At 71.9% G+C, this 20,620-nt stretch carries 21 protein-coding genes; 11 read left to right on the top strand and 10 right to left on the bottom strand.

What is annotated here, in order from left to right; translation table 11 throughout:
• Positions 1-9: 9 nt before the first annotated feature.
• From ccsB to hemL, 7 genes are all read right to left on the bottom strand, one after another.
• A complete protein-coding gene (ccsB, locus tag AB0924_RS20675; RefSeq protein WP_358928378.1) occupies positions 10-1,110 on the bottom strand; it encodes a c-type cytochrome biogenesis protein CcsB in 1,101 nt (366 codons plus the stop codon).
• Positions 1,107-2,804 (bottom strand): cytochrome c biogenesis protein ResB, encoded by a 1,698-nt coding sequence (locus tag AB0924_RS20670; protein WP_366912120.1) that lies wholly within the window; start codon positions 2,802-2,804, stop codon positions 1,107-1,109. The genes ccsB and AB0924_RS20670 overlap by 4 nt, the downstream gene beginning before the upstream one ends.
• Before the next feature lie 3 nt (positions 2,805-2,807).
• Positions 2,808-3,569: a cytochrome c biogenesis protein CcdA gene (locus AB0924_RS20665; protein ID WP_358928573.1), complete on the bottom strand. Its 762-nt coding sequence runs from the start codon at positions 3,567-3,569 to the stop codon at positions 2,808-2,810.
• Between the two features lie 16 nt (positions 3,570-3,585).
• Entirely contained in the window at positions 3,586-4,176 is a 591-nt protein-coding gene (locus AB0924_RS20660) for a TlpA disulfide reductase family protein (RefSeq protein ID WP_358928382.1), read from the bottom strand.
• 114 nt (positions 4,177-4,290) lie between these two features.
• On the bottom strand, positions 4,291-5,604 hold the full coding sequence (locus AB0924_RS20655; protein WP_358928384.1) for a hypothetical protein: 1,314 nt from the start codon (positions 5,602-5,604) through the stop codon (positions 4,291-4,293).
• Positions 5,605-5,718: 114 nt separating this feature from the next.
• Positions 5,719-6,423, bottom strand: coding sequence for a histidine phosphatase family protein (locus tag AB0924_RS20650; RefSeq protein ID WP_358928386.1), 705 nt, complete (start codon positions 6,421-6,423; stop codon positions 5,719-5,721).
• Positions 6,420-7,739: a glutamate-1-semialdehyde 2,1-aminomutase gene (hemL, locus tag AB0924_RS20645; RefSeq protein ID WP_358928575.1), complete on the bottom strand. Its 1,320-nt coding sequence runs from the start codon at positions 7,737-7,739 to the stop codon at positions 6,420-6,422. Before hemL ends, AB0924_RS20650 begins: the two co-directional genes overlap by 4 nt.
• A 300-nt stretch (positions 7,740-8,039) precedes the next feature.
• On the opposite strand from hemL, the gene AB0924_RS20640 reads away from it, so the two are divergent.
• The 6 genes from AB0924_RS20640 (at position 8,040) to AB0924_RS20615 (ending at position 12,852) form a co-directional block, all read left to right on the top strand.
• The gene (locus AB0924_RS20640) at positions 8,040-8,681 is read left to right on the top strand and encodes a hypothetical protein (RefSeq protein ID WP_358928388.1); all 642 of its coding nucleotides are present in this window, start codon (positions 8,040-8,042) and stop codon (positions 8,679-8,681) included.
• Positions 8,682-8,852: 171 nt separating this feature from the next.
• Complete coding sequence (locus tag AB0924_RS20635) at positions 8,853-9,521, top strand: DedA family protein (protein WP_358928423.1); 669 nt, start codon at positions 8,853-8,855, stop codon at positions 9,519-9,521.
• Entirely contained in the window at positions 9,518-10,126 is a 609-nt protein-coding gene (locus AB0924_RS20630; protein WP_358928426.1) for a phosphatase PAP2 family protein, read from the top strand. The genes AB0924_RS20635 and AB0924_RS20630 overlap by 4 nt, the downstream gene beginning before the upstream one ends.
• Complete coding sequence (locus AB0924_RS20625) at positions 10,123-10,854, top strand: phosphatase PAP2 family protein (RefSeq protein ID WP_358928428.1); 732 nt, start codon at positions 10,123-10,125, stop codon at positions 10,852-10,854. Before AB0924_RS20630 ends, AB0924_RS20625 begins: the two co-directional genes overlap by 4 nt.
• Complete coding sequence (locus AB0924_RS20620; protein ID WP_366912118.1) at positions 10,808-11,470, top strand: response regulator transcription factor; 663 nt, start codon at positions 10,808-10,810, stop codon at positions 11,468-11,470. The genes AB0924_RS20625 and AB0924_RS20620 overlap by 47 nt, the downstream gene beginning before the upstream one ends.
• Positions 11,467-12,852: a HAMP domain-containing sensor histidine kinase gene (locus AB0924_RS20615; protein ID WP_366912117.1), complete on the top strand. Its 1,386-nt coding sequence runs from the start codon at positions 11,467-11,469 to the stop codon at positions 12,850-12,852. The genes AB0924_RS20620 and AB0924_RS20615 overlap by 4 nt, the downstream gene beginning before the upstream one ends.
• Here AB0924_RS20615 and AB0924_RS20610 read toward each other — a convergent pair.
• On the bottom strand, positions 12,833-13,735 hold the full coding sequence (locus AB0924_RS20610; RefSeq protein WP_366912116.1) for a hypothetical protein: 903 nt from the start codon (positions 13,733-13,735) through the stop codon (positions 12,833-12,835). The two genes, AB0924_RS20615 and AB0924_RS20610, sit on opposite strands and share 20 nt — an antisense overlap.
• A 154-nt stretch (positions 13,736-13,889) precedes the next feature.
• The gene (locus AB0924_RS20605; protein ID WP_366912115.1) at positions 13,890-14,729 is read right to left on the bottom strand and encodes a hypothetical protein; all 840 of its coding nucleotides are present in this window, start codon (positions 14,727-14,729) and stop codon (positions 13,890-13,892) included.
• Positions 14,730-14,954: 225 nt separating this feature from the next.
• Between AB0924_RS20605 and AB0924_RS20600 the strand changes: the two genes are divergently transcribed.
• From AB0924_RS20600 to AB0924_RS20580, 5 genes are all read left to right on the top strand, one after another.
• A complete protein-coding gene (locus AB0924_RS20600) occupies positions 14,955-15,893 on the top strand; it encodes an ATP-binding cassette domain-containing protein (protein WP_366912114.1) in 939 nt (312 codons plus the stop codon).
• The gene (locus AB0924_RS20595; RefSeq protein WP_366912113.1) at positions 15,890-16,768 is read left to right on the top strand and encodes an ABC transporter permease; all 879 of its coding nucleotides are present in this window, start codon (positions 15,890-15,892) and stop codon (positions 16,766-16,768) included. Before AB0924_RS20600 ends, AB0924_RS20595 begins: the two co-directional genes overlap by 4 nt.
• Before the next feature lie 26 nt (positions 16,769-16,794).
• Positions 16,795-18,090, top strand: coding sequence for a histidine kinase (locus tag AB0924_RS20590; protein WP_366912111.1), 1,296 nt, complete (start codon positions 16,795-16,797; stop codon positions 18,088-18,090).
• Positions 18,087-18,755 (top strand): response regulator transcription factor, encoded by a 669-nt coding sequence (locus AB0924_RS20585; RefSeq protein ID WP_359557532.1) that lies wholly within the window; start codon positions 18,087-18,089, stop codon positions 18,753-18,755. Before AB0924_RS20590 ends, AB0924_RS20585 begins: the two co-directional genes overlap by 4 nt.
• A 257-nt stretch (positions 18,756-19,012) precedes the next feature.
• Positions 19,013-20,002 (top strand): CorA family divalent cation transporter, encoded by a 990-nt coding sequence (locus AB0924_RS20580; RefSeq protein ID WP_358928446.1) that lies wholly within the window; start codon positions 19,013-19,015, stop codon positions 20,000-20,002.
• 37 nt (positions 20,003-20,039) lie between these two features.
• Here AB0924_RS20580 and AB0924_RS20575 read toward each other — a convergent pair whose 3' ends face one another.
• Positions 20,040-20,375: a hypothetical protein gene (locus tag AB0924_RS20575; RefSeq protein WP_358928448.1), complete on the bottom strand. Its 336-nt coding sequence runs from the start codon at positions 20,373-20,375 to the stop codon at positions 20,040-20,042.
• Between the last annotated feature and the right edge of the window lie 245 nt (positions 20,376-20,620).

Genomic DNA, 20,620 nt, shown 5'->3' with positions numbered 1-20,620 from the left:
ACCGGGCGGTCACACGCCCGCGTACGAGTGCTTGCCGGTGACGAAGATGTTGACGCCGTAATAGTTGAACAGCCAGCAGCCGAACGCGATCAGCGCCAGGTAGGCGGCCTTGCGGCCCTTCCAGCCGGCCGTGGCCCGCGCGTGCAGGTAGCAGGCGTAGGCGATCCAGGTGATGAAGGACCAGGTCTCCTTGGGGTCCCAGTTCCAGTAGCGGCCCCAGGCGTCGCCCGCCCAGATCGCGCCCGCGATGATCGTGAACGTCCACAACGGGAAGACGGCCGCGTTGACGCGGTAGGCGAACTTGTCCAGCGAGGCCGAGGCGGGCAGCCGCTCCAGCACCGAGCGCGCGAAGCCGCCGGGCTTGCCGCCGGACTCCAGCTTGTTCTCGTAGGAGTCCTTGAACAGGTAGAGGATCGTGGCGACCGCGCCGACGTAGAACACCGCGCCGCAGAAGATCGCGGTGGAGACGTGGATGTACAGCCAGTACGAGTGCAGTGCCGGTACGAGCTGGTCGCTGGCGGTGTAGAGCACGGTCACGGCCAGACCGAGGTCGAGCAGGACCGTGGTGACCAGGAACAGGCCGAGCCAGCGCACGTTCTTCCGCAGCGCCAGCAGCGCGAGGTACACGCCGACGGCGACCGTGGAGAAGGTGATGTTGAACTCGTACATGTTGCCCCACGGCGCCCGCTCAACGGAGGCCGCGCGCGCGACGACGCCGGCGAGCTCCACGAGGAAGGCGAGCACGGTGAGCGAGATGGCGATCCGGCCGTACATGTCGCCCTGCTCGTCACCGCCGTGCGCGCCGGGGCCGTCCGGCACGTCCCGTGCGCCGGACGCGGAGCGCACGACGACCTTCGGCCGCTCCAGTACGGCGGTCCCGCCGGCGCTCTTGACCGTGACGGCGGGCGCGCCCGCCCGGCTCTCGGCGCCGGCGGTCAGCGCGGCGGCCGTACGGCCGACCTTGCTGCGGCTGCCGAACAGCCACTCGGCGATGTACGCGAAGAAGGCCAGCGTGTAGACGGCCATGGACGAGTAGATCAGCGTGTTGCTGATGCTCGCCAGGTGTTCGTTGGTCGCGGCGGCGAGCTCGGTTGCGGCGGCGAGAGTCACTTCTCGGCCCCTTCGGCAGGTCCAGCGGGGGATGGGGTGGAGTCGTCGTCGGGGTCGGGTGCCCCCGGCGCCTGGTCGTAGAGGGTCGCGGCGAGGTCACCCAGCTCCTCGGGCACCTTGGCCGATTCGCTGCGGCCGAGCCCGGCCATCTCGACCACGGTGACACCGTCGGCGCCGCGCACCGCGCGCACCCAGACGCGGCGGCGCTGGATGAACAGGGAGGCGGCCAGGCCGAAGATCGCGCCGAGCGCGCCGACGAGCGCCCAGCCCCCGCCCGGCTCCTGGACGATCTCGAAGCCGGCCCATTCCTTGATGTCCTTCTCGAGCGTGATCGAGCCGGCGCCGTCCGGGAGCTTCAGGGTCTGCCCCGGCTTGAGGTTCCCCCTGAGCTGCTGCCCCTTGGTGTCCTTGAAGCCCTTCATGTGGGTCTTGTCGAGCTGGTACACGCTCTGCGGGATGCCCGAGTCGACGCCGAGGTCGCCGTGGTACGGCTCCAGGTTCAGCACGGGGTTCAGCAGCGCCGGGAACTGGGAGAGCACCGAAGAGCCGCCGCCGTAGGTCGGCAGGAAGAAGGCCCGGACGCCGAGCTGGTCCTTGCCCCCCTTGGCGTCGCGGTAACCGTCCATCACCTTGATCACGCCCTGTGAGGTGACGTTGCCGTCGAGCGGCAGCAGCGGCACGGCGTCCTGGTAGACGACCTTGCCCTTGCCGTCGCGGACGGTGATGACGGGCGCGTAGCCGTGGCTGACGAGGTAGACCTTGGCGTCGCCGATCTTCAGCGGCTCGTTGACCTTGATGTCGGTCGTCCGGTCCTTGCCGTCCGCGCCCTCGCTGTAGGTGACCTTCGCCTGGTAGGTGCGCGGGGTGCCGCGGTTGGGGCCGGTCAGCTCGTAGGTGCCCGTGAAGTCCTTCAGGTCGAAGCTGAACGGCGACAGGTCGTCGGTGGTGAACATGCTGCCGGACTTGAAGTCGTCGTACATCGGCAGGGCGTTGGAGAAGCCGTCGCCCTCGACCATCAGCTTGGTGCCGTCCGACTTGTACATCTGGCCGGAGGCGAAGGCGACCAGCAGCACGATCAGCGCGATGTGGAAGACCAGGTTGCCCACCTCGCGCGTATAGCCCTTCTCGGCGGCGACGGCGTCACCGGCGGCGTGGGCCCGGAAGCGGCGGCCGCGCATGAGCGCGAGCGCGGCCTCGCGGACCTGCTCGGGCTCGGCCTCGGTGCGCCAGGTGGTGTAGGCGGGCAGCCGGTCCAGACGCCTGGGCGCGCCCGGCGGACGGCCGCGGAGCTGGCCGACGAACTGCCAGGTGCGCGGGACGATGCAGCCGATGAGGGAGACGAACAGCAGGATGTAGATCGCGGAGAACCACACCGAGCTGTAGACGTGGAAGAGGCCGAGCCTGTCGTAGACCGGCGCGAGTGTGGTGTGGGCCGCGCGGAAGTCGTCGACCTTGGTGGCGTCGGCGCCGGTCTGCGGGATCAGCGAACCGGGGATCGCGCCGAGCGAGAGCAGCAGGAGCAGCAGCAGCGCCACCCGCATGGAGGTGAGCTGCCGCCAGAACCAGCGGGCCCAGCCGATGACGCCGAGGCCCGGCAGGCTCACGGCCTCTTCCTGCGGGGCGGTGGACAGCCGGGAGCCGGCGGCTCCCAGCTCGTCCTGCTCGCGGCCCTTGTCGGTTTCGGTTGCGCTCATCGATCAGATCCCCACAGTGAAGCCGTCGGACCAGCTCTGCATCTCGTTCACCAGGTGGTCCCAGGCCCCGGTCAGCAGCAGCACACCGGTCACGATCATCATCGTGCCGCCGGCGCGCATCACCCAGACATAGTGGCGCTTGACCCAGCCGAAGGCACCGAGCGCCTTGCGGAAGGCGACCGCGGTGAGGACGAAGGGAACACCGAGGCCCAGGCAGTAGGCGATCATCAGCACCGCCCCGCGTCCGGCGCTCGACTCGTGCCAGGAGAGGAAGTTCACCGCGGCGAGGGTCGGCCCGATGCAGGGCGTCCAGCCGACACCGAACAGGGCGCCCAGCAGGGGCGCGCCGACCAGGCCCGCGGTCGGCCGCCGGTGGAAGCGGAACTCGCGCTGGGTGAACCAGGGCATCAGCCCCATGAAGAAGACGCCCAGCAGGATCATGAGCACGCCGAGCACGCGGGACAGGGTGCCCTTGTTGTCCTGGAGGGTCCAGCCGAAGTAGCCGAACAGCGCCCCGCTGGAGATGAACACGGCGCTGAAGCCGAGGACGAACAGCGAGGCACCGGCGACCATGCGGCCCCGTCTGGCCTCGGCGAGGTCGGTGCCGGCGATCCCGGTGACGTAGGAGAGGTAGCCGGGGACGAGCGGCAGCACGCAGGGCGAGAAGAAGGACACGAGGCCGCCGAGCAGGGCGATCGGCAGGGCGACCAGCAGGGCGCCGTTCAGCACGGTGTCGTTCGGGCCCGTTCCGGCGGCCGCCAGCAGGAGAGTCGCGCTCACGTCACTTCTCCGCGAGGACGGGCTTGAGCATCTTCAGCAGCGCCGTGTCGTCGAGCGCCTCCAGCGCTCGCGCGGCGACCCTGCCGTCCTTGTCGATGACGAGCGTGGAGGGGATCAGCTGCGGGTTGAGCGTGCCCTTCTTGAAGCGGAGCATCAGCTTGCCCGTCGGGTCGTACAGGCTCGGGTAGCCGATCCCGTGCTCCTCCTCGAAGGCGAGCGCGGGGGTGGTGCTGGTGTCCCGGGTGTTGATGCCGACGAACTGCACGCCCTTGCCCTCGTACGCCTTGGAGACCTTGGCGAAGTACTGGGCCTCCTCCCGGCACGGCCCGCACCAGGAGCCCCAGACGTTGACGACCACGACCTTGCCCTTGTAGTCGGCGATGTCGAGGCTCTTGCCGTCGATGGTCCTGCCGGACAGGTCGGGCGCGGCGGCGCGCTCGCCCTTGGCGGCGGTGTCGATGCCGTTGTTGCCGGTGACGAAGTTGGTGTTGCCGCCTCCGCCGGAGGTGCCGCCGTTGCCGCACGCGGACAGGGTCAGGGCCGTGACGGCGGCCATGGCGCTGAGCAGGACGGCGCGGCTACGGGTACTCATGTGAAAAGTTTCGCATGCCTGTTCCGACGATCTCGCGCACCCCCCTGGCGGGCGGAAAACCGCATTTCAGGAGCTATTTACACGGGACATTCCGGGCAGATCCTCACGTGGTGCTCACGCGGCGTTCCCCGCGGCCGACTTGGCGTCCCGCAGGAACTCCTTCCAGCCCCCGGCCGGCCGCTGCCCCACCTCCAGGGTGCGCAGCCGGGCGAGCACCTCGGGCTTCTGCGCGTCCATCCAGTCCACGAACTGCCGGAACGAGACCAGCCGCACGTCCCCGCCCTTCTCCTTCTCGCGCGCCATGTGCTTGAAGGCCTGCTCGACGGCGTCCATGTAGATGCCGCCGTTCCACTGCTCGAAGTGGTTGCCGATGAAGAAGGGCGCCCGGTTCGTCTCGTAGGCCCGCTGGAATCCCTGGATGTAGGCCTGGGCGGACTGGGTCCGCCAGGCCGGGTGGTGGTAGGCGGGCGCGTTGGTCGAGTTGACGGACTGGTTGGCCAGCATGTTGTAGTCCATGGACAGGACCTCGAAGGAACGTCCGGGGAAAGGTATCTGCTGGAGCGGCAGGTCCCAGATCCCCATCCGCTTCAGCGGCCACACCTGGCGGCCGCCCGGCGAGGAGGCGTCGTAGCGCCAGCCCAGCTCGCGGGCGGTGGGCAGCAGGTTGTTCTGGCCGAGCAGACAGGGGGTGCGGCCGCCGACCAGTTCCTTGTCGTAGTCGAACGGCAGCGACGGCAGGTCGGTCCAGCCGGTGTTGGTCCGCCACTCCTTCACGAAGGCCTTGGCCTGCCGTATCTCGCTGCGCCACTGCTGCGGGGTCCAGTTGCCGACCGAGCCGGAACCGGCGCAGAAGTGCCCGTTGAAGTGGGTGCCGATCTCGTGCCCCTCCAGCCAGGCCCGGCGCACGTTGGCCAGGGTCGACCTGACGTGGGGGTCGCTGAGGTAGCCGATGTCGGAGGCGCCGCGCGGGTTGTTCGGGGGCTCGTACAGCCGCTTCTTCGACTCGGGCAGCAGATACAGCCCCGAGAGGAAGAAGGTCATGCTCGCGCCGTGCTCCTCGGCCAGGTCGAGGAAGCGTGGGAAGAGGCCGTTGCCGACCTCGCCGGCGCCGTCCCAGGAGAAGATCACGAACTGCGGAGGGGTCTGGCCCGGCTCCAGCGGCTCGGGCTTCGCGGGCTGGTGCGGCTGCCGGCCGGTGAACGAGGTGGAGCCGTCCCCGATGGGCCGGGCCGGACGCGCCGTGCCCCCGTCCTTGCCCGCCCCGCCCTTACCGCCGTCCGCGTGGCCGGAACCGGACGGGCGCCCGCTCTCGTCCGAGGACTTGAGGGTCCCGCAGCCGGCGAGCGAGGCGGCGGCGGCCGCCCCCGCGCCGAGGCCCAGCGCTCCCCTGCGGGAGAGCATCCGGTCGGTCCGGGAGAAGGTGCGCATGGATATCCCCGATTCATCGCGCCTGCTGGTGGTCACCCACTCAGAGGGCGTGACGATCGGGGAGGTTCCGATACTTCTTTATGCTTTACGTAACAGGCCAGGCAAAAGGGTGGATCAGGCTCCGAAGGCCTTGCCCTGAGCCGTTCCCTTGCCCTTCTGGGGCTTGGCGCCGGCCCGGAGATGGACCGGGACCAGGTCGATGGCGGGCTCGGAGTAGCCGACGGAGACGATCCCGTCGCCCTGGAAGGTGAAGGTCGTCAGTGAGGCGAGCGTGCACTGCCGCTTGCGCGGGTCGTGCCACAGCCGCCGCCTCTCGACGTACGACCGCAGCGTCCAGATCGGGAGCTGGTGGCTGACCAGCACCGCCTCGTGCCCGCGCGCCCGGTCCCTGGCCGCGTACAGCGCGCCCATCATGCGCACGACCTGGTCGATGTACGGCTCGCCCCAGGACGGCCGGAACGGGTTGAAGAGGTGCTTCCAGTTGTCGGGCTTGCGCAGCGCGCCGTCCCCGACCCCGAAGGTCTTGCCCTGGAAGACGTTGCCGGCCTCGATGAGTCGTGCGTCGGTGGCCAGGTCGAGACCGTGCGCCTTGGCGATCGGGGTGGCGGTCTCCTGCGCGCGCTCCAGCGGGGAGGCGCAGACGTGGGTGACGTCCCGGGTGGAGAGGTGCTCGGCGACCCGGTCGGCCATCTTCCGGCCCAGCTCGGACAGGTGGTAGCCGGGCAGCCGCCCGTAGAGGATGCCGTCCGGGTTCTCGACCTCGCCGTGCCGCATGACGTGGACGACGGTGATGTCCTTCTCGCTGCCGTTGCTGCTCATGCTGCCGTGGCCTCCGCGGCCGCTCGGGCCGCCGCCGGGAGGGCGTCGGCGATCTTCTGGATGGCCCGCTCGTCGTGGGCCGTGGACACGAACCAGGACTCGAAGGACGACGGCGGCAGGTAGACGCCGTTCGACAGCAGCGAGTGGAAGAAGGCGGTGAAGCGGAACGATTCCTGCCGCTTGGCGTCCTCGTAGTCCCGCACCTGCCGGTCGGTGAAGAACACGGAGAACATGTTGGAGGCGGTCTGCAGCCGGTGCGCGACGCCCTCCTTGCTCAGCGCCTCGGTGACGAGGTTCTGGATCTGCGTGGAGACCGCGTCGACCGTCTCGTACGCCGCGTCGTCGAGCAGCCGGAGCTGGGCGAGCCCGGCGGCGGTGGCGACGGGGTTACCGGAGAGGGTGCCGGCCTGGTAGACGGGCCCGGCGGGCGCGAGGTGGGCCATGACGTCGGCCCGGCCGCCGAACGCGGCGGCGGGGAAGCCGCCGCCCATGACCTTTCCGAAGGTCATCAGGTCGGGCTTGACCCCGTCGACGCCGTACCACCCGGCGCGGCTGGTCCGGAAGCCCGTCATCACCTCGTCGGAGATGTAGAGGGCGCCGTTCTTCCGGCAGGCGTCCTTGAGTCCCTGGTTGAAGCCGGGGGCCGGCGGGACGACGCCCATGTTGCCCGGCGAGGCCTCGGTGATGACACAGGCGATCTCGCCCGGGTGGCGGTGGAAGGCCTCCTGCACGGCCTCCAGGTCGTTGTACGGCAGCACGATCGTGTCGCCGGCCTGGGCGCCGGTGACACCGGGCGTGTCGGGCAGCGCGAAGGTGGCGACACCGGACCCGGCGGCGGCCAGCAGGGAGTCCACGTGGCCGTGGTAGCAGCCGGCGAACTTGATGACCTTGGCGCGCTGGGTGAAGCCCCGGGCGAGCCGGATCGCCGACATGGTCGCCTCGGTGCCGCTGCTGACCAGCCGCACCTCCTCCACGGGCTCCACCCGCGCGACGATCTCCTCGGCGAGGGCGACCTCGCCCTCGCCCGGGGTGCCGAACGACGTGCCGCGGGCGACGGCCTCCTGCACGGCGGCGATCACCTCGGGGTGCGAGTGGCCGAGGATCATCGGCCCCCAGGAGCACACCAGGTCGACGTACTCCCGCCCGTCGGCGTCGGTCAGGTACGGCCCCTTGCCGGAGACCATGAACCGGGGCGTGCCGCCCACGGCGCGGAAGGCGCGCACCGGGGAGTTCACGCCGCCCGGCGTGACGGCCGACGCACGGTCGAAGAGCGCCTGCGACGCGGGCGCTTCGTAGGGATAGGGCAGTTCGCTCATGGCACTCATGACGTGCGGCTTCTCCGGCCTCTCGGACTCCGGTTCGGGTGGTGACCACCTCAGGGTAGGCCGCGACCCGGGCATCGAGCGGCCGACCTCCGGGTCACGGCCGCGCCATCTGCGAGACTGAGAGCTGATACACACAGCTCATACGGCACGTAGTGATCAGTGACCGGGTTGATCCCGCGGACTGGTGTTTCACCGCACGTTTCGGCGGGCGGCCGTGGGGGAGGTCACTGACACGATGATCGGGTTGCGCGGCGGGGGCCACGCGTCCTAGAAAAGCAGTCGGGTGGAGATATGCATCGCGGTGGCGGACTGGGCGAGGGGACTGACGACCTGGGTCCTCGGCGCGCCCGGCGGGGAAGGCACCGGCGCGAGGTGGAGGAGACGACCGAGGCACGTCAGGCCGACGCACGTCAGACACAGGATGTTCCGGGTGAGTCCGAGCGGAACGACCGGCGGATCGACCGGTCGCGGGCGGGAAGCAGAAATGGTGGTCGGGTGGGGGTGACGTACAAATACTTCGGCGCGCCGGACGGCGCGACGGCGGCCCGCGTCCCCATCTCGATGCGTCCCGAGGAACTCGGCGGCGACGAGCTGGGCATGAACGGCATGTTCACCAAGATCAAGCCGGAGACGATGGCCGCCATGGTGCTGACCGGCATCGAGGGCGTCCCCCTGCACAAGGTGCCGCCGCTGGAGCTGGTCGTCCTGCACCCCGACTACGCCGTCGTCAAGCTCCCCATGACGGTCGTCGACCCGCTCCGCGGCATCGGCGAGGAGGCGGTGGGCGCGGCGGCGTTCATCTGGTCGACGGTCCCGGACCGCGGCGGCCCCCGGGACGCGTTCAACGTGTACCAGCTGCTGCACGAATGGCAGGACTTCTCGCACCGGTTGCACGAGGCGGGGCACCAGCCGTACTGCCTGGTCTGGCCCTGAGCCGGCGTCTCACTGTTCCTGGTTCTCTCCTTGGCGGGGTCTTCCGACCCCGCCTTCGTCGTTCCTGGCCCGGGGGAACGATCCGCGCCGCACGGTCGTCTACAGTACCGTAGACAGTCTACGGAATTGTAGACGGCTGGGGTGCCGTGCGCCCGGAGAGGACTCATGCCGATGACCACACCCGTGGTTCTGTCGTCGCAGCTCGCGGTGAATCCGCTCGACGCGCAGTCGCTGCTGGCCGCTTTCGGCGTACTGGGGGTCGGCGTGGTGATGTTCGCCGAGACCGGCCTGCTGATCGGCTTCTTCCTGCCGGGCGACTCCCTGCTGTTCACGGCCGGCCTGCTGTGCACCGGCTCCGGGCGGCACGGCGTACACCTGTCGCTGGGGCCGCTGCTGGCCGCCGCGGCGTTCGGCGCGCTGGCAGGCGCCCAGTGCGGCTACCTGATCGGGCGCCGGGCGGGAGGTGCCCTGCTGGCGCGCAGCCGCTCGGCGCGGCTGCGTGAGGGCGCGGAGCGGGCGGAGGAGCTGCTCGGGCGCTACGGGCACGCCAAGGCCATCTTCCTGGCGAGATTCGTGCCGGTGGTGCGGACCGTGCTCAACCCGCTGGCGGGCGCGCTGGAGGTGCCCGCCCGGACGTTCGCCGTGTGGCAGGTGGCCGGCGGCCTGGTGTGGAGCCTCGGCCTGACCCTGGCGGGCTACGCGCTGGGCTCCTCGATCCCGAACGTTGACCGCTATCTGCTCCCGCTGGTCGCGCTGATCGTCGTGGTGTCGCTGATCCCGCTCGCCGCCGAGCTGTACCGCGGCCGCGGGCGTGCCGGGGAGAAGGAGGTCCGCGGATGATCCTGGCATTCGGCGGGGCGTCGATCGACGGCTCCGCCTACCGGGACGTGACGGATCTCGCGCGGCACTCGCCGGGCTGGCTGGACACCGCGGTGACGGTGTGGTCGGACTACGGGCTCGCGGTGTTCGCCCTGCTCATGCTCCTCGCCTGGTGGCGGGCCCGGCGGTCCGGGGCGGCCGCGGCGGTCACCGCGCTGGCCGTTCCGGTGGTCGTGGTCCTGGCGTACGGCGTCAACGCCGCGCTGAAGTCGGCCGTGCACGAGGACCGGCCGTGCCGGAGCCTGCCGGTGAGAACCCTGGAGGCGTGTCCGCCGCACGGTGACTGGTCCTTCCCCAGCAATCACGCGGCGATCGCGGCGGCCGCCGCGATGGCGCTGCTGTTCGTCTCCCGGCGGCCGGGCGCCGTCGCCTGCGGGGCGGCGGTCGCCATGGCGGTCTCCCGGGTCTGGATCGGCGTGCACTATCCGCACGACGTCGTGACCGGGCTGGTGGTCGGCGGGCTCGTCGCGCTCGCCGCGATGCCCCTGGTCCGGCGCCGGTCCGAGGCGCTGGCCCGGCTGATGGCCTCGGCGGCTCCGCTCCGTCCCCTGCTGTCGGTCTCGTGAACCGCGAGGACACCGCCGAACTGGCCGGCAGCGCCGGCCTCGGCGCGTGGGTGGCGTTCGCCGTGCTGACCATGGTCGTCGTCGGCCGGGGCGGTTCACCGCTGTGGCTGGACGACGGCTTCCTCACCTGGGCGGTGGGCCACCGCCCCGAGGTGGCCGTGGCGGTGGCACGGGGCGTGACCAGCACCGGTACGGGTGTCGTTCCCTACGTCCTCGCGGCCGTGGCCGGCGCCGTGGCGGGACGCACCGCGCGGCAGCGGCTGCTCGCGGCCGCCCTCTGCCTGGGCTGCCTCGGACTGGGGCAGACTCTGCGGTACGGCGTGATGGAGCTGGTCCACCGGCCCCGCCCGCCGTACGGGGACTGGGCGACGCACGCGAGCGGCTGGGCGTTCCCGTCCGGGCACAGCACCACGGCCGCTCTCACCGCCGGAATACTGATCGTCGCGCTGACCCTGCGGGCCCCGCGCGGGGGCACGGCACTGCGGATCGCCGTCGGCTGCTGGGGCCTGCTCGTGGGACTGACCCGCTGCTTTCTCGGCGTGCACTGGCTCACCGACGTCATGGGCGGCTGGCTGTTCGCCGCCGGCTGGCTGGGGGCGTGCCTGTGCGCGGCCGCCCACCTGCTGCCCGCCTCCTTCCTCACCCGCCCGACCGACCCGGCCGCGAGGCCCACGGAGGACCATGCGCCCCAGGATCCTGGTGGTCGAGGACGATCACGCCCTGCGTGACGTCCTGCGCCGCGGCCTGTACGAGGAGGACTTCGACCCGGTCCCGGCCGCCGACGGCGCGACCGCCCTTCGGCTGGCCACCACCGGTATCGCGGCGGCCGTCCTGGACGTCGGCCTGCCGGACGCGGACGGACGGGACGTGTGCCAGGCGATGCGGGCCAACGGCTGCCTCGCGCCCGTGATCTTCCTGACCGCCCGTCACCGGCTCACCGATCGCCTGGCGGGTTTCTCCGCGGGAGGCGACGACTACCTGCCCAAGCCCTTCCACCTCGCCGAACTCGCCGCCCGGCTGAGAGCGGTTCTCAAAAGGGTCCCCGCGCGGGAGCCGGCCCCGGCCGGTGACCTGGTCCTCGACGCGGTGAATCACCTGGTGATCGTGCGCGGTACCCGTATCGCCCTGTCCCCCACCGAGTTCCGGCTGCTGGCCACGCTCGTCGCGGCGGACGGCGCCCTCGTACGCCGCCGTGACCTGGTGCGGACCGGCTGGCCCGAGGGCGCGCAGGTCAGCGACAACACCCTGGACCAGTACGTGAGCCGGCTGCGCCGCAAACTGCGGGAGGCCGGCAGCGGCCGGACGATCGGCACGGCACGCGGCATCGGGCACCGCCTGTCATGAACCGTGCCTCGCGTGTCCTGCGGCGCCTCGCCTCGCGCACTCTCCGCGGCCGCCTCTCACTGGTGGCGCTGACCACCGCCGCCCTGCTGATGACGATCCTGACCGTGCTGTTCAACGCCGTGATGGACCGGCACCTGCGGCACCAGGCGGACGACGAACTGCGCAACCGGGCGGCGGCCGTCGCCACCACCGTCGACACCAGCGGACGCCGGGTACGCGTCCTGGAAACCGTCAACGACCGCCTTCTCGACACGAACGTGTGGATCTACGCCGGCACCCGTCTGCTGGAGAAGCCGCCGTCCGCCACCGCGGGCAGCCCGCCGGCCCGGGCCGCCGGCCGGCTGGCCGCCCGGGGCGGGGACGGTTGCGCGACCGTCCGGGACCACGGCCGCCGGCCCGTCCGGCTGTGCTCCCGGTCCGTCCCCGGCCGTCGCGCCGGCGCCACCGTCGTCACCGCCCTGGACCTGACCCCGTACCGCAGTTCGGCCGACACCCTGCTGGTGGGGTCGCTCCTGCTGGACGTGGTGATGCTGGGCTGCACGTACGTGCTCACCCGCCTGTCCGTCGGCCGGGCCCTGCGCCCGGTGCGGACGATGACCGACCAGGCCGCGCAGTGGAGCGCGGTGGGCTCGGACGAACGCTTCGGCACGGCGGACCACCCGGCCGAACTCGCCCGCCTGGGTGCCTCCCTGGACGCGCTCCTGGACCGCATACGTACCGTCCTGCGCCACGAACGGCAGCTCACCGGAGAGCTGTCCCACGAACTGCGCACACCGCTCACCCGCATCGTCATGGAACTCGACTGGTGGCGGGCGCGCCCCCGCACGGAGGCAGAGACCAGCGCCGCCCAGGAGACGATCGCCGAGGCCGCCCGGTCCATGCGCACGATCTGCGACACGCTCCTGGACGACGCCCGCGAGAACGCGCTGACCCCCGCGACGGCCCCCGGAACGACCGACGTCGTGCCCGTACTGGACGGCCTGCTCCGGCGCCTCGGCACACCGGGCCGGGTGAGACCGGCGCTGGAGACGCGTACGCCGGTGCTGGAGGCGGGAGTCGCCCCCGCCCTGCTCGAACGCATCCTCAGCCCGCTGCTCAGCAACGCCGCCCGCTACGCCCGCTCGCGGGTGACCGTGTCCGCGTGGGGCGTCCCCGGTGGCGTGCGGATCGACGTCGTCGACGACGGTCCCGGTGTGCCGGAGACGTTCGGGGACGAGCTGTTCCAGCCCGGCCGGCGCGCCGACCCCGGCGACGGGCACGACGGCGCGGGCCTGGGGCTGCCGCTCGCGCGGCGCCTGGCCCGCGCCGTCGGCGGTGAGGTGTCCCACGACCCCGGGCACCGGCCCGGGGCCAGGTTCACGGTCAGCCTGCCCGCCGGGTGACCGGCTCCCGCTCTTCTCCCGCCGACCGGGCGGCGGAGCGGCGTTCACGCGTATGGGCGTACGCCATCAGCGCGAACAGCATGGCGAGGAGAACGGCGGAGGAGCCCGCCGTGCCCAGGTCGAGGCCGCCCTTGGCGACCGGCTTGGTGAGGAAGTCGCCCGCGGTGGCGCCCAGCGGGCGGGTGAGGACGAAGGCGATCCAGAACAGCAGGACGTTCGGCACCGCGGGCACCTTCATCAGCGCCAGGAGCACGCCGAGCAGCCCGGTCACGAGCAGTGCGCCACCGGCGTAGCCGAGGCCGGAGCTGTCCGAGAGGAAGTCGCCCATGGAGGTGCCGAGGGTGTTCGACACGAGGATCGCCGACCAGAACAGGGCCTCGCCCCGGAAGGTGACGATGTCGCGGATCCGGAACGTCATCCCGCTCAGCTTCCAGACGGCGAAGATCGCCAGCAGGATCGAGATCAGGATGGCGGCCCCGGCGGGGTAGCCCAGACCGAGACCCTGGGGGCCCCGGCCGAGTTCGGTCGCGCCGGCCGAGAGGTACTTGGCGCTGGCGTCGCGGTTCATGAAGTCGGACATCGTGGTGCCGGCCATGCTGGTCGACAGGATCACGGCCCAGTAGAAGAACGGGTTGTAGCGGCTGGACTTGAGCTGGACCACCAGCGTCACCACGAAGACCAGGAACAGCGCGATCGTCGTGAGGAAGTAGCCCAGCTTCAGGGTCTGTGCGAAGAGGTCGCCCGCCGTCTCGCCCAGGGTCGTCGCGGCGATCTTCATGATCCAGAACGCCAGGGTGACCTCGGGCAGCTTCTTCATCACCGACCTGGTCGTGTTCGGCGCGCTCGCCGCGCCGAGGTCGGTGAGGACCTCCGGTTGCTCCAATTCAGCTCTCCTGTCCGGTCGAAACGACAGGGCGCTCGCCCCGGGAAACGGGACGAGCGCCCTGTGAGATCGAGCCGGCCGCCGGCGGCGGCCGTCGTCCCCGACCGTGGCACGGAGGACCTGAACGCATCCTGAACGCCTGCCGCGCGGCAGCTCAGGCCACGTGCCGGGTGGCGTGACCCGGCTCGGTGACGTCCTTGCGCGTCACGCCCAGATACACGACCAGGCCGAGGATCACCGCCAGGAACAGCACGCTGGTGATCACCGTGCCCAGACCGAGGCCGCCGTCCCCGGCGGGCTGGGCGAGGTAGTCGCCGACCGAGGCGCCGAGGGGGCGGGTGAGTATGTAGGCGATCCAGAAGCTCCACACCGCGTCCAGCCCCAGCGCGAAGCGGGCGACGGCGACGGCGGCGATGGCCGCGGCGAACAGGGCGGCGGACAGCCAGTAGCCGAGATCCATGCGTTCGGAGACCAGGTCGCCGGCCGCGGTCCCCAGGGCGAACGTGAACAGCACCGCGAGCCAGTAGAAGGACTCGCGGCCGGTGGTGTCGACGCTGTGGATGGACAGCGTCCCCTCACGCCGGTACCAGACGACGAACACGACGGCGAGGACGACGGCGAACACGGCCGTGCTCGTCTCCAGCGGCACGCCCATGTTGTCGGTGAGGTTGTCGCTGATCAGGGTGCCGACGACGCTGATCAGGGCCACGGCGAGCCAGTACACGCCGGCCCGGTACGCCGCCGTGCGCAACTGCGCCACCAGGACCACGGCGAGCAGTGCGCTCATCAGCACCGACACACCGGTCAGGCCCAGGCCGGCCTTCTCGTTCAGCAGATCGGCCGCGGTCTCCCCGACCGTCGTGCACAGCACCTTGATGATCCAGAAGTAGGCGGTGACCTCGGGCACCTTGTTCCGGCGCGGCCGGTGCCGCCCGGGAGCGGCGGGCCCGCCGGGCCGGGAGAGCGCGGATGTCTCGGACGTTTCGTGGGTCATGGCCACCGACCGTGCCACCGGACGCCTGAACGCATCCTGACCGCGCACCGCGCCTCCCCCCCCGTCGCTCCACGCGCCACACCGCCGGGTCGTAGTACCGCGGTACCACCCGTCGCACGGGCTTCGGTCCCCGGTACCACGGAATCCGGACATGTCGGTCCTAGCGTTGCGGAGGAGGCGTCGGGCCGGCCTGACGCCCCGGCCTCCGAACGAGGGAGAACGCGAATGATCGACGCAGAGCAGCTCACCAAGAGGTACGGGGAGAAGACGGCCGTCGACGGGCTGGGCTTCACCGTGCGACCGGGGACGGTCACCGGCTTCCTGGGGCCCAACGGCGCGGGCAAGTCCACGACGATGCGCATGGTCGTCGGGCTCGACGCGCCGACGAGCGGGTCCGTCACGGTGAACGGACGGCGCTACGCCCGCCACCGGGCACCGCTGCAGGAGGTCGGGGCGCTGCTGGAGGCGAAGTCGGTCCATCCGGGGCGCTCGGCCCGCGGCCATCTCAGGGCCCTCGCGCTCACCCATGGCATTCCGCGCCGCCGGGTCGACGAGGTCGTCGAACTGGCCGGTCTCGGCAGCGTCGCGAAGAAGCGGGCCGGCGCCTTCTCCCTCGGCATGGGACAGCGGCTGGGCATCGCCGCCGCGCTGCTGGGCGACCCGCAGACGGTGATGCTGGACGAGCCCGTCAACGGGCTGGACCCCGAGGGTGTGCGCTGGATCCGGAACCTGCTCACCTCCCTCGCGGCCGAGGGGCGCACCGTCTTCGTCTCCTCGCACCTGATGAGCGAGGTGTCGCTGGTGGCGGACCACCTGATCATCGTCGGCCGCGGCCGGCTGCTGGCCGACACGACCGTGCGGGACCTGGTCCGCGCGGCGGGCGGCGACAGCGTGCAGGTCGCGACGGGCGACCCCACCCGGCTGCGGGACGTGCTGGCCGGCCCCGGCGTGGAGATCACCGGCCGCATCGGCTCCGAGGAACTTCAGGTGACCGGGGTGTCCGCGCGCGAGATCGGGCTGAAGGCGGCCGAGCACGGGATCCCCCTGTTCGAACTGACCTCGAAGGCGGTGTCGCTGGAGGAGGCGTTCATGGAACTGACCCGGGACGCCGTGGAGTACCACGGCGCCACGACCGGCACCGAGACGTCCGGGAGCCCGGCATGAGCACCCTCACGGCGACACCCGGGACACCCGAGACCCCCGGGACACCCGGGTCCCGGGGGACGGCACCGGCCGCCCAGGGCCGGCCCGCCTACCGGGTGACCGGCCGGCGCGTGCTGTCCTCCGAGTGGGCCAAGCTCTGGTCCCTGCGCTCCACCTGGATCACCCTCGGCCTGGGCCTGCTGTTCCTCGTCGCCTTCGGCGTCATCGCCGCGAGCCACTACAGGTCGGGGCTCGGCTCGGGCCGGCCCGCGGAACGCGACTTCGCCGACGCGACGGCCGTCAGCCTGTCGCTGTTCGGCACGAACTTCGCCCAGTTGGCCCTCGGCGTGCTCGGCGTGCTGGTCACGGCGGGCGAGTACTCCACCGGGATGATCCGCTCGACCATGGCCGCGGTGCCGCGCAGGCTGCCCGTGCTGTGGTCCAAGGCGGCGGTGTACGGACTGGTCGCACTGGTGGTCGCGACCGTGGGCGCGTTCGCCGCCTTCCTCGTCGACGGCCGGATCGTCTCCGGCACGCCGGCCGCCGTGAGCCTCGGCCACGCCGGTGTCGTACGCAGTCTGCTGGGCGCCGGGCTCTACCTCGGCCTGGTCGGCGTGATCGGCACCGCCCTGGGCGCGCTGCTGCGGTCGGTGGCGGGCGGCATCTCGGTGCTCGTGGCCGCCTTCCTGCTCGTCCCCGGACTGGTCTCCCTGCTGCCCAGCTCGTGGCAGGGCGACATCAACCCCTGTCTGCCGAGCCACGCCGGCCAGTCGCTGTTCGCCCTGACCCACGACTCGACCACCCTGTCGCCGGGCGCCGGACTGCTGGTCTTCCTCGGCTGGACGGTCCTGGCGCTGGCCGGAGCGGCGTACCGGCTGTTGCGCAGCGACGTGTGAGCGGCGGCCGGCCGCATCATGGGCCGATGACCTCCGTGACCGCCGAGGACCTCAGCGGGATGGGGCCGCTGGTCGCCCGGCTCGGCCGGGCCGGCCAGCGGCTCCGGCACGCCGACCGGGCCCGTCCGTGGGTGCTGGACGCCGCCGTGGTGTGCCTGGTGCTCTCGCTGTTCTGCCTGCCGGACCTGCTGCACGCGATCGGCGGGGACGGCGACGGACCGCGCCGGTTCCGCCTTGCTTTCACCCGGCTGCCCGTGGCGGGCATGGCCGCTCTGCAGGCCGGGCTCGTGCTGCCGCTGCTGTGGCGACGCCGGGCACCCGCCGTCGCCTTCGGCGCCGTCACGGCCGTGTTCGTCCTCCAGTGGTCGCTCGGCGCCGCGCTCCGTGCGGACGTCGCGCTGTTCGTCGCCCTGTACAGCCTGGCCCTGCACGGGCGGCTGCGGCAGCTGCCCTGGGCGTGTGCGGTCCTGGCGGGTGCGCTGGGCCTGGTCGCGGCGCGGGTCTCGGCGGCGGTGCCGGTCTCGGACGCGCTCTTCTTCCTGCTCAGCACGGCCACCGCGGCCCTCGCGCTGGGCCTGATGATCCGCATCCGGCGGGCCCAGCTGGCCGGGCTGCGGGACCGCGCGACCCGGCTGGAGACCGAACGCGACCAGCGCGGCAGGCTGGCCGTCGCGGCCGAACGGGCGCGGGTGGCCCGAGAGATGCACGACATCGTCGGCCACAACCTGTCCGTCATCATCACACTCGCCGACGCGGGTGCCTACGCCACCGCCGCCGCCCCGGAGCGGGGGGAGGAGGCCCTGCGCCTCATCGGTGACACCGGCCGCCAGGCCCTGAGCGAACTGCGCCGGGTGCTCGGCGTGCTGCGCGAGGGGGACGGCCCGCGGGCCGGGCCCGAGCTGAGCCCGCAGCCGGGTCTCGCGGACATCGACGCGCTGTGCCAGGGGGTACGCGCCGCGGGCCTGGAGGTCGTCTACCGTACGGCCGGTGACGTCGACGCCCTGGACAGCGGGGTGCAGCTCACGGTCTACCGCATCGTGCAGGAGGCCCTGACGAACACCCTGAAGCACGCCGGGGCCGGTGCCCGCGCGCATCTGGCGATCGCCGTGGAGGACGCGCGGCTGACGATCGCCGTCCAGGACTCCGGCCCGCCCGCCGCGGCCGGCCGTCCCGGCGCGGCGAACGAGGAGGGACACGGACTGGTGGGCATGCGGGAACGGGCGGCTCTCTACGGCGGACACGTCAGCGCGGGTCCGCTGGGCACGGGCTGGGCGGTGCGCGCCGCCCTCGACCTCGCTCCCCAGGGTGGTGCCGCCGGGTGACCACCGTGCTCGTCGTGGACGACCAGCCGCTCCAGCGGTACGGCTTCCGGATGCTGCTGGACTCCGTGCCCGGGACGGAGGTGGTCGGCGAGGCCGCGCACGGGACCGAGGCCGTGCGCAAGGCCGCCGAACTGCGCCCGGACGTGGTCCTGATGGACGTACGCATGCCGGGCATGGACGGCATCGAGGCCACGCGCCGTATCGTCGCCACGGGCGGCCGGTCCCGGGTCCTCGTCCTGACCACCTTCGATCTCGACGAGTACGTCCACGCGGCCCTGCGCGCCGGGGCCAGCGGCTTCCTGCTCAAGGACGCCCGTCCCGAGGAACTCCTCGCGGGCATCCGTGCCGTGGCCGCCGGCGACGCGGTGATCGCGCCCGCGCTGACCCGCCGCCTGCTGCACGAGTTCGCCCGTCTCGTGCCACCCGGCGGCGACGGCTCCGACGGGGATCCGCGCCTCGGTGCCCTCACCGACCGCGAGCGCGAGATCCTCGTCGCCATCGGCCAGGGCTGGACCAACAGTGAGATCGCGGCGCGTTTCGTGCTGTCGGAGTCCACGGTGAAGACGCACGTCGGCCGTGTCCTGTCCAAGATCGGCGCCCGGGACCGCATCCAGGCGGTGATCTTCGCCTACGACCACGGCCTGGCCCGGCCTCAGGCCGGCTAGCGCCCGTCCGGCGGGGCGGCCGCGCCCAGCGCGGCAAGACCGTCGAGATCGTCGGTCTGAACGAGCCCGGTTCCCGGATCCACGAGACGCTCAGCGGGGAACTCGCCGGCAGCCACTGGCCGGCACCGGCCGGACGGAGGACCTCACCGGCTCACCCGTCCGGGGTACCCGCCGCCGCGCCCGCGTGTGTCCGCGACCGGCGGCGGCTGAGTGTGCGCACCGTGGGACCCACGGAACTGGGATCACGGTGAGGACAGATGATCGTATCGGTGGTGTCGATGCCCGGAGGGGCCACCACGCGTACGGGCCTGGCGGAGGCACGTGAGCTCCTGGCCGCCTCCGCCTTCCTGCTGGTCGACGTCCAGCTCACGGACGAGCCGGCGGCCGAGGGCGCCGGGGTCGTCGGCGGGCTCGGCCTGGAGTCCGAGTGCCCGCCCTGGTTCGGCAGGGCGGACGAGCCGGTGCGGGCCCAGTTCCTCGGCGACCGGGCCGGCCTCGTCGTACCCGTCGTCCAGGGCGGCCGGGTCGTCCACGTCCATGTCATGGCCACCGAACGGCACCTGGTCACCCTGCACCGGGGACCGGCCCGGACGGTGGAGACCCTTCTCGCGCGGCTCGGCGAGGAGAACCCGCCCGACACCGTGGCCGTGCTGTTCCTGCTGCTCGAGGAGGCCCTGGACACGTTCCGCCGGGCCGCGGTGGCGGACCTGCTGGTGGTGGAGGACCTCGAGGACGAGATGTTCGACCGGCGGCGCCCGGACCAGGTCTACCGGCTGGCACGGCTGCGGCGGCGCGCCGCGCTCCTGCACCACTTCCTGCTGCCCTACCTCCAGACGACGGACGAGGTGATCATGCGCAGGATGCTCAGCCGCGACTTCCCCGAGGAGCGCCGGCATCTCGCCCGGGAGTTCCAGCACACCGGCCGGCTGGTGCTCACCGACATCGAGTCCCTGCAGGAGGCCACCCGGCGCGCCTTCGCCAGCTACTCCTCGCTGGTGTCGGGCGAGCAGAACGGGGTGATCAACCGGCTCGCCATCGTGTCCACGATCTTCCTGCCGCTGACGTTCCTGACCGGCTACTTCGGGATGAACTTCAGCTACCTCACGGACGAGATGGAGAGCCGGGCCGTGTTCTGGCTGCTCGCCGTGGCCCTGCAGGTGGCGGTGCTGGGCGGAGCGCTGTACGTGCTGCACCGCACCCACATCTGGCGCAGGCTGCGGGACGACGAGGGGATGCGGGACCGATGAACGCGGTGTGCCGGGTACGCCCGGGCGCCGGCCGGGGTCACTCGGGGGCGAAGGAGAAGCTGCGCCACGGCCCGGTGGACCTGACCACCACGTCCGAGCCCTGCATGTTCAGGTAGATGCTCTCCTTGCCCTTCGGCGTGGTGCAGTCGGGCGTCTTGTACAGCAGGATGCTGTTCTGCGTGAAGTTGTCGACACGGGTGACGTCCGCCCTGAAACGGTGGCACCCCTCGATCGACGGGTTCGTGAAGGACTGCACCGGTCTGACGCCGTTGTGCGCCGTGATCGTGCCGGCCGCCTGATCCTGGCAGGCTGCCAGCCCCACTCCGGACAACGCGACGCAGGCGAGCGCGGCCAGCGGACGTGAAACACGCATCGGTCCTCCAGTGTGTACGGAGAGCGTGTACGGAGAGCCGGCTGGAATGTGGTCCCGCCCCACCACCACTATCCGCCAGAGCGGGCGGGCCCGCCCGGCGAGTGCGGCGGTGCCGGACGTGGGGCCGCTCGGGGGCGCGCACGCGGCACTTCGACCGGTGCCGGGCGATAGTGGTGAGGTACGGGCAGTTCCGCACCACGCCCCGGAGGAGGCCCCGTTGGCCGGACCGGACGGCGGTTCGCGGG

This window comes from Streptomyces sp. NPDC047869 (genome assembly GCF_040704065.1).
Lineage (GTDB): Bacteria > Actinomycetota > Actinomycetes > Streptomycetales > Streptomycetaceae > Streptomyces.
This window is presented reverse-complemented; position numbering and strand designations above follow the sequence as displayed.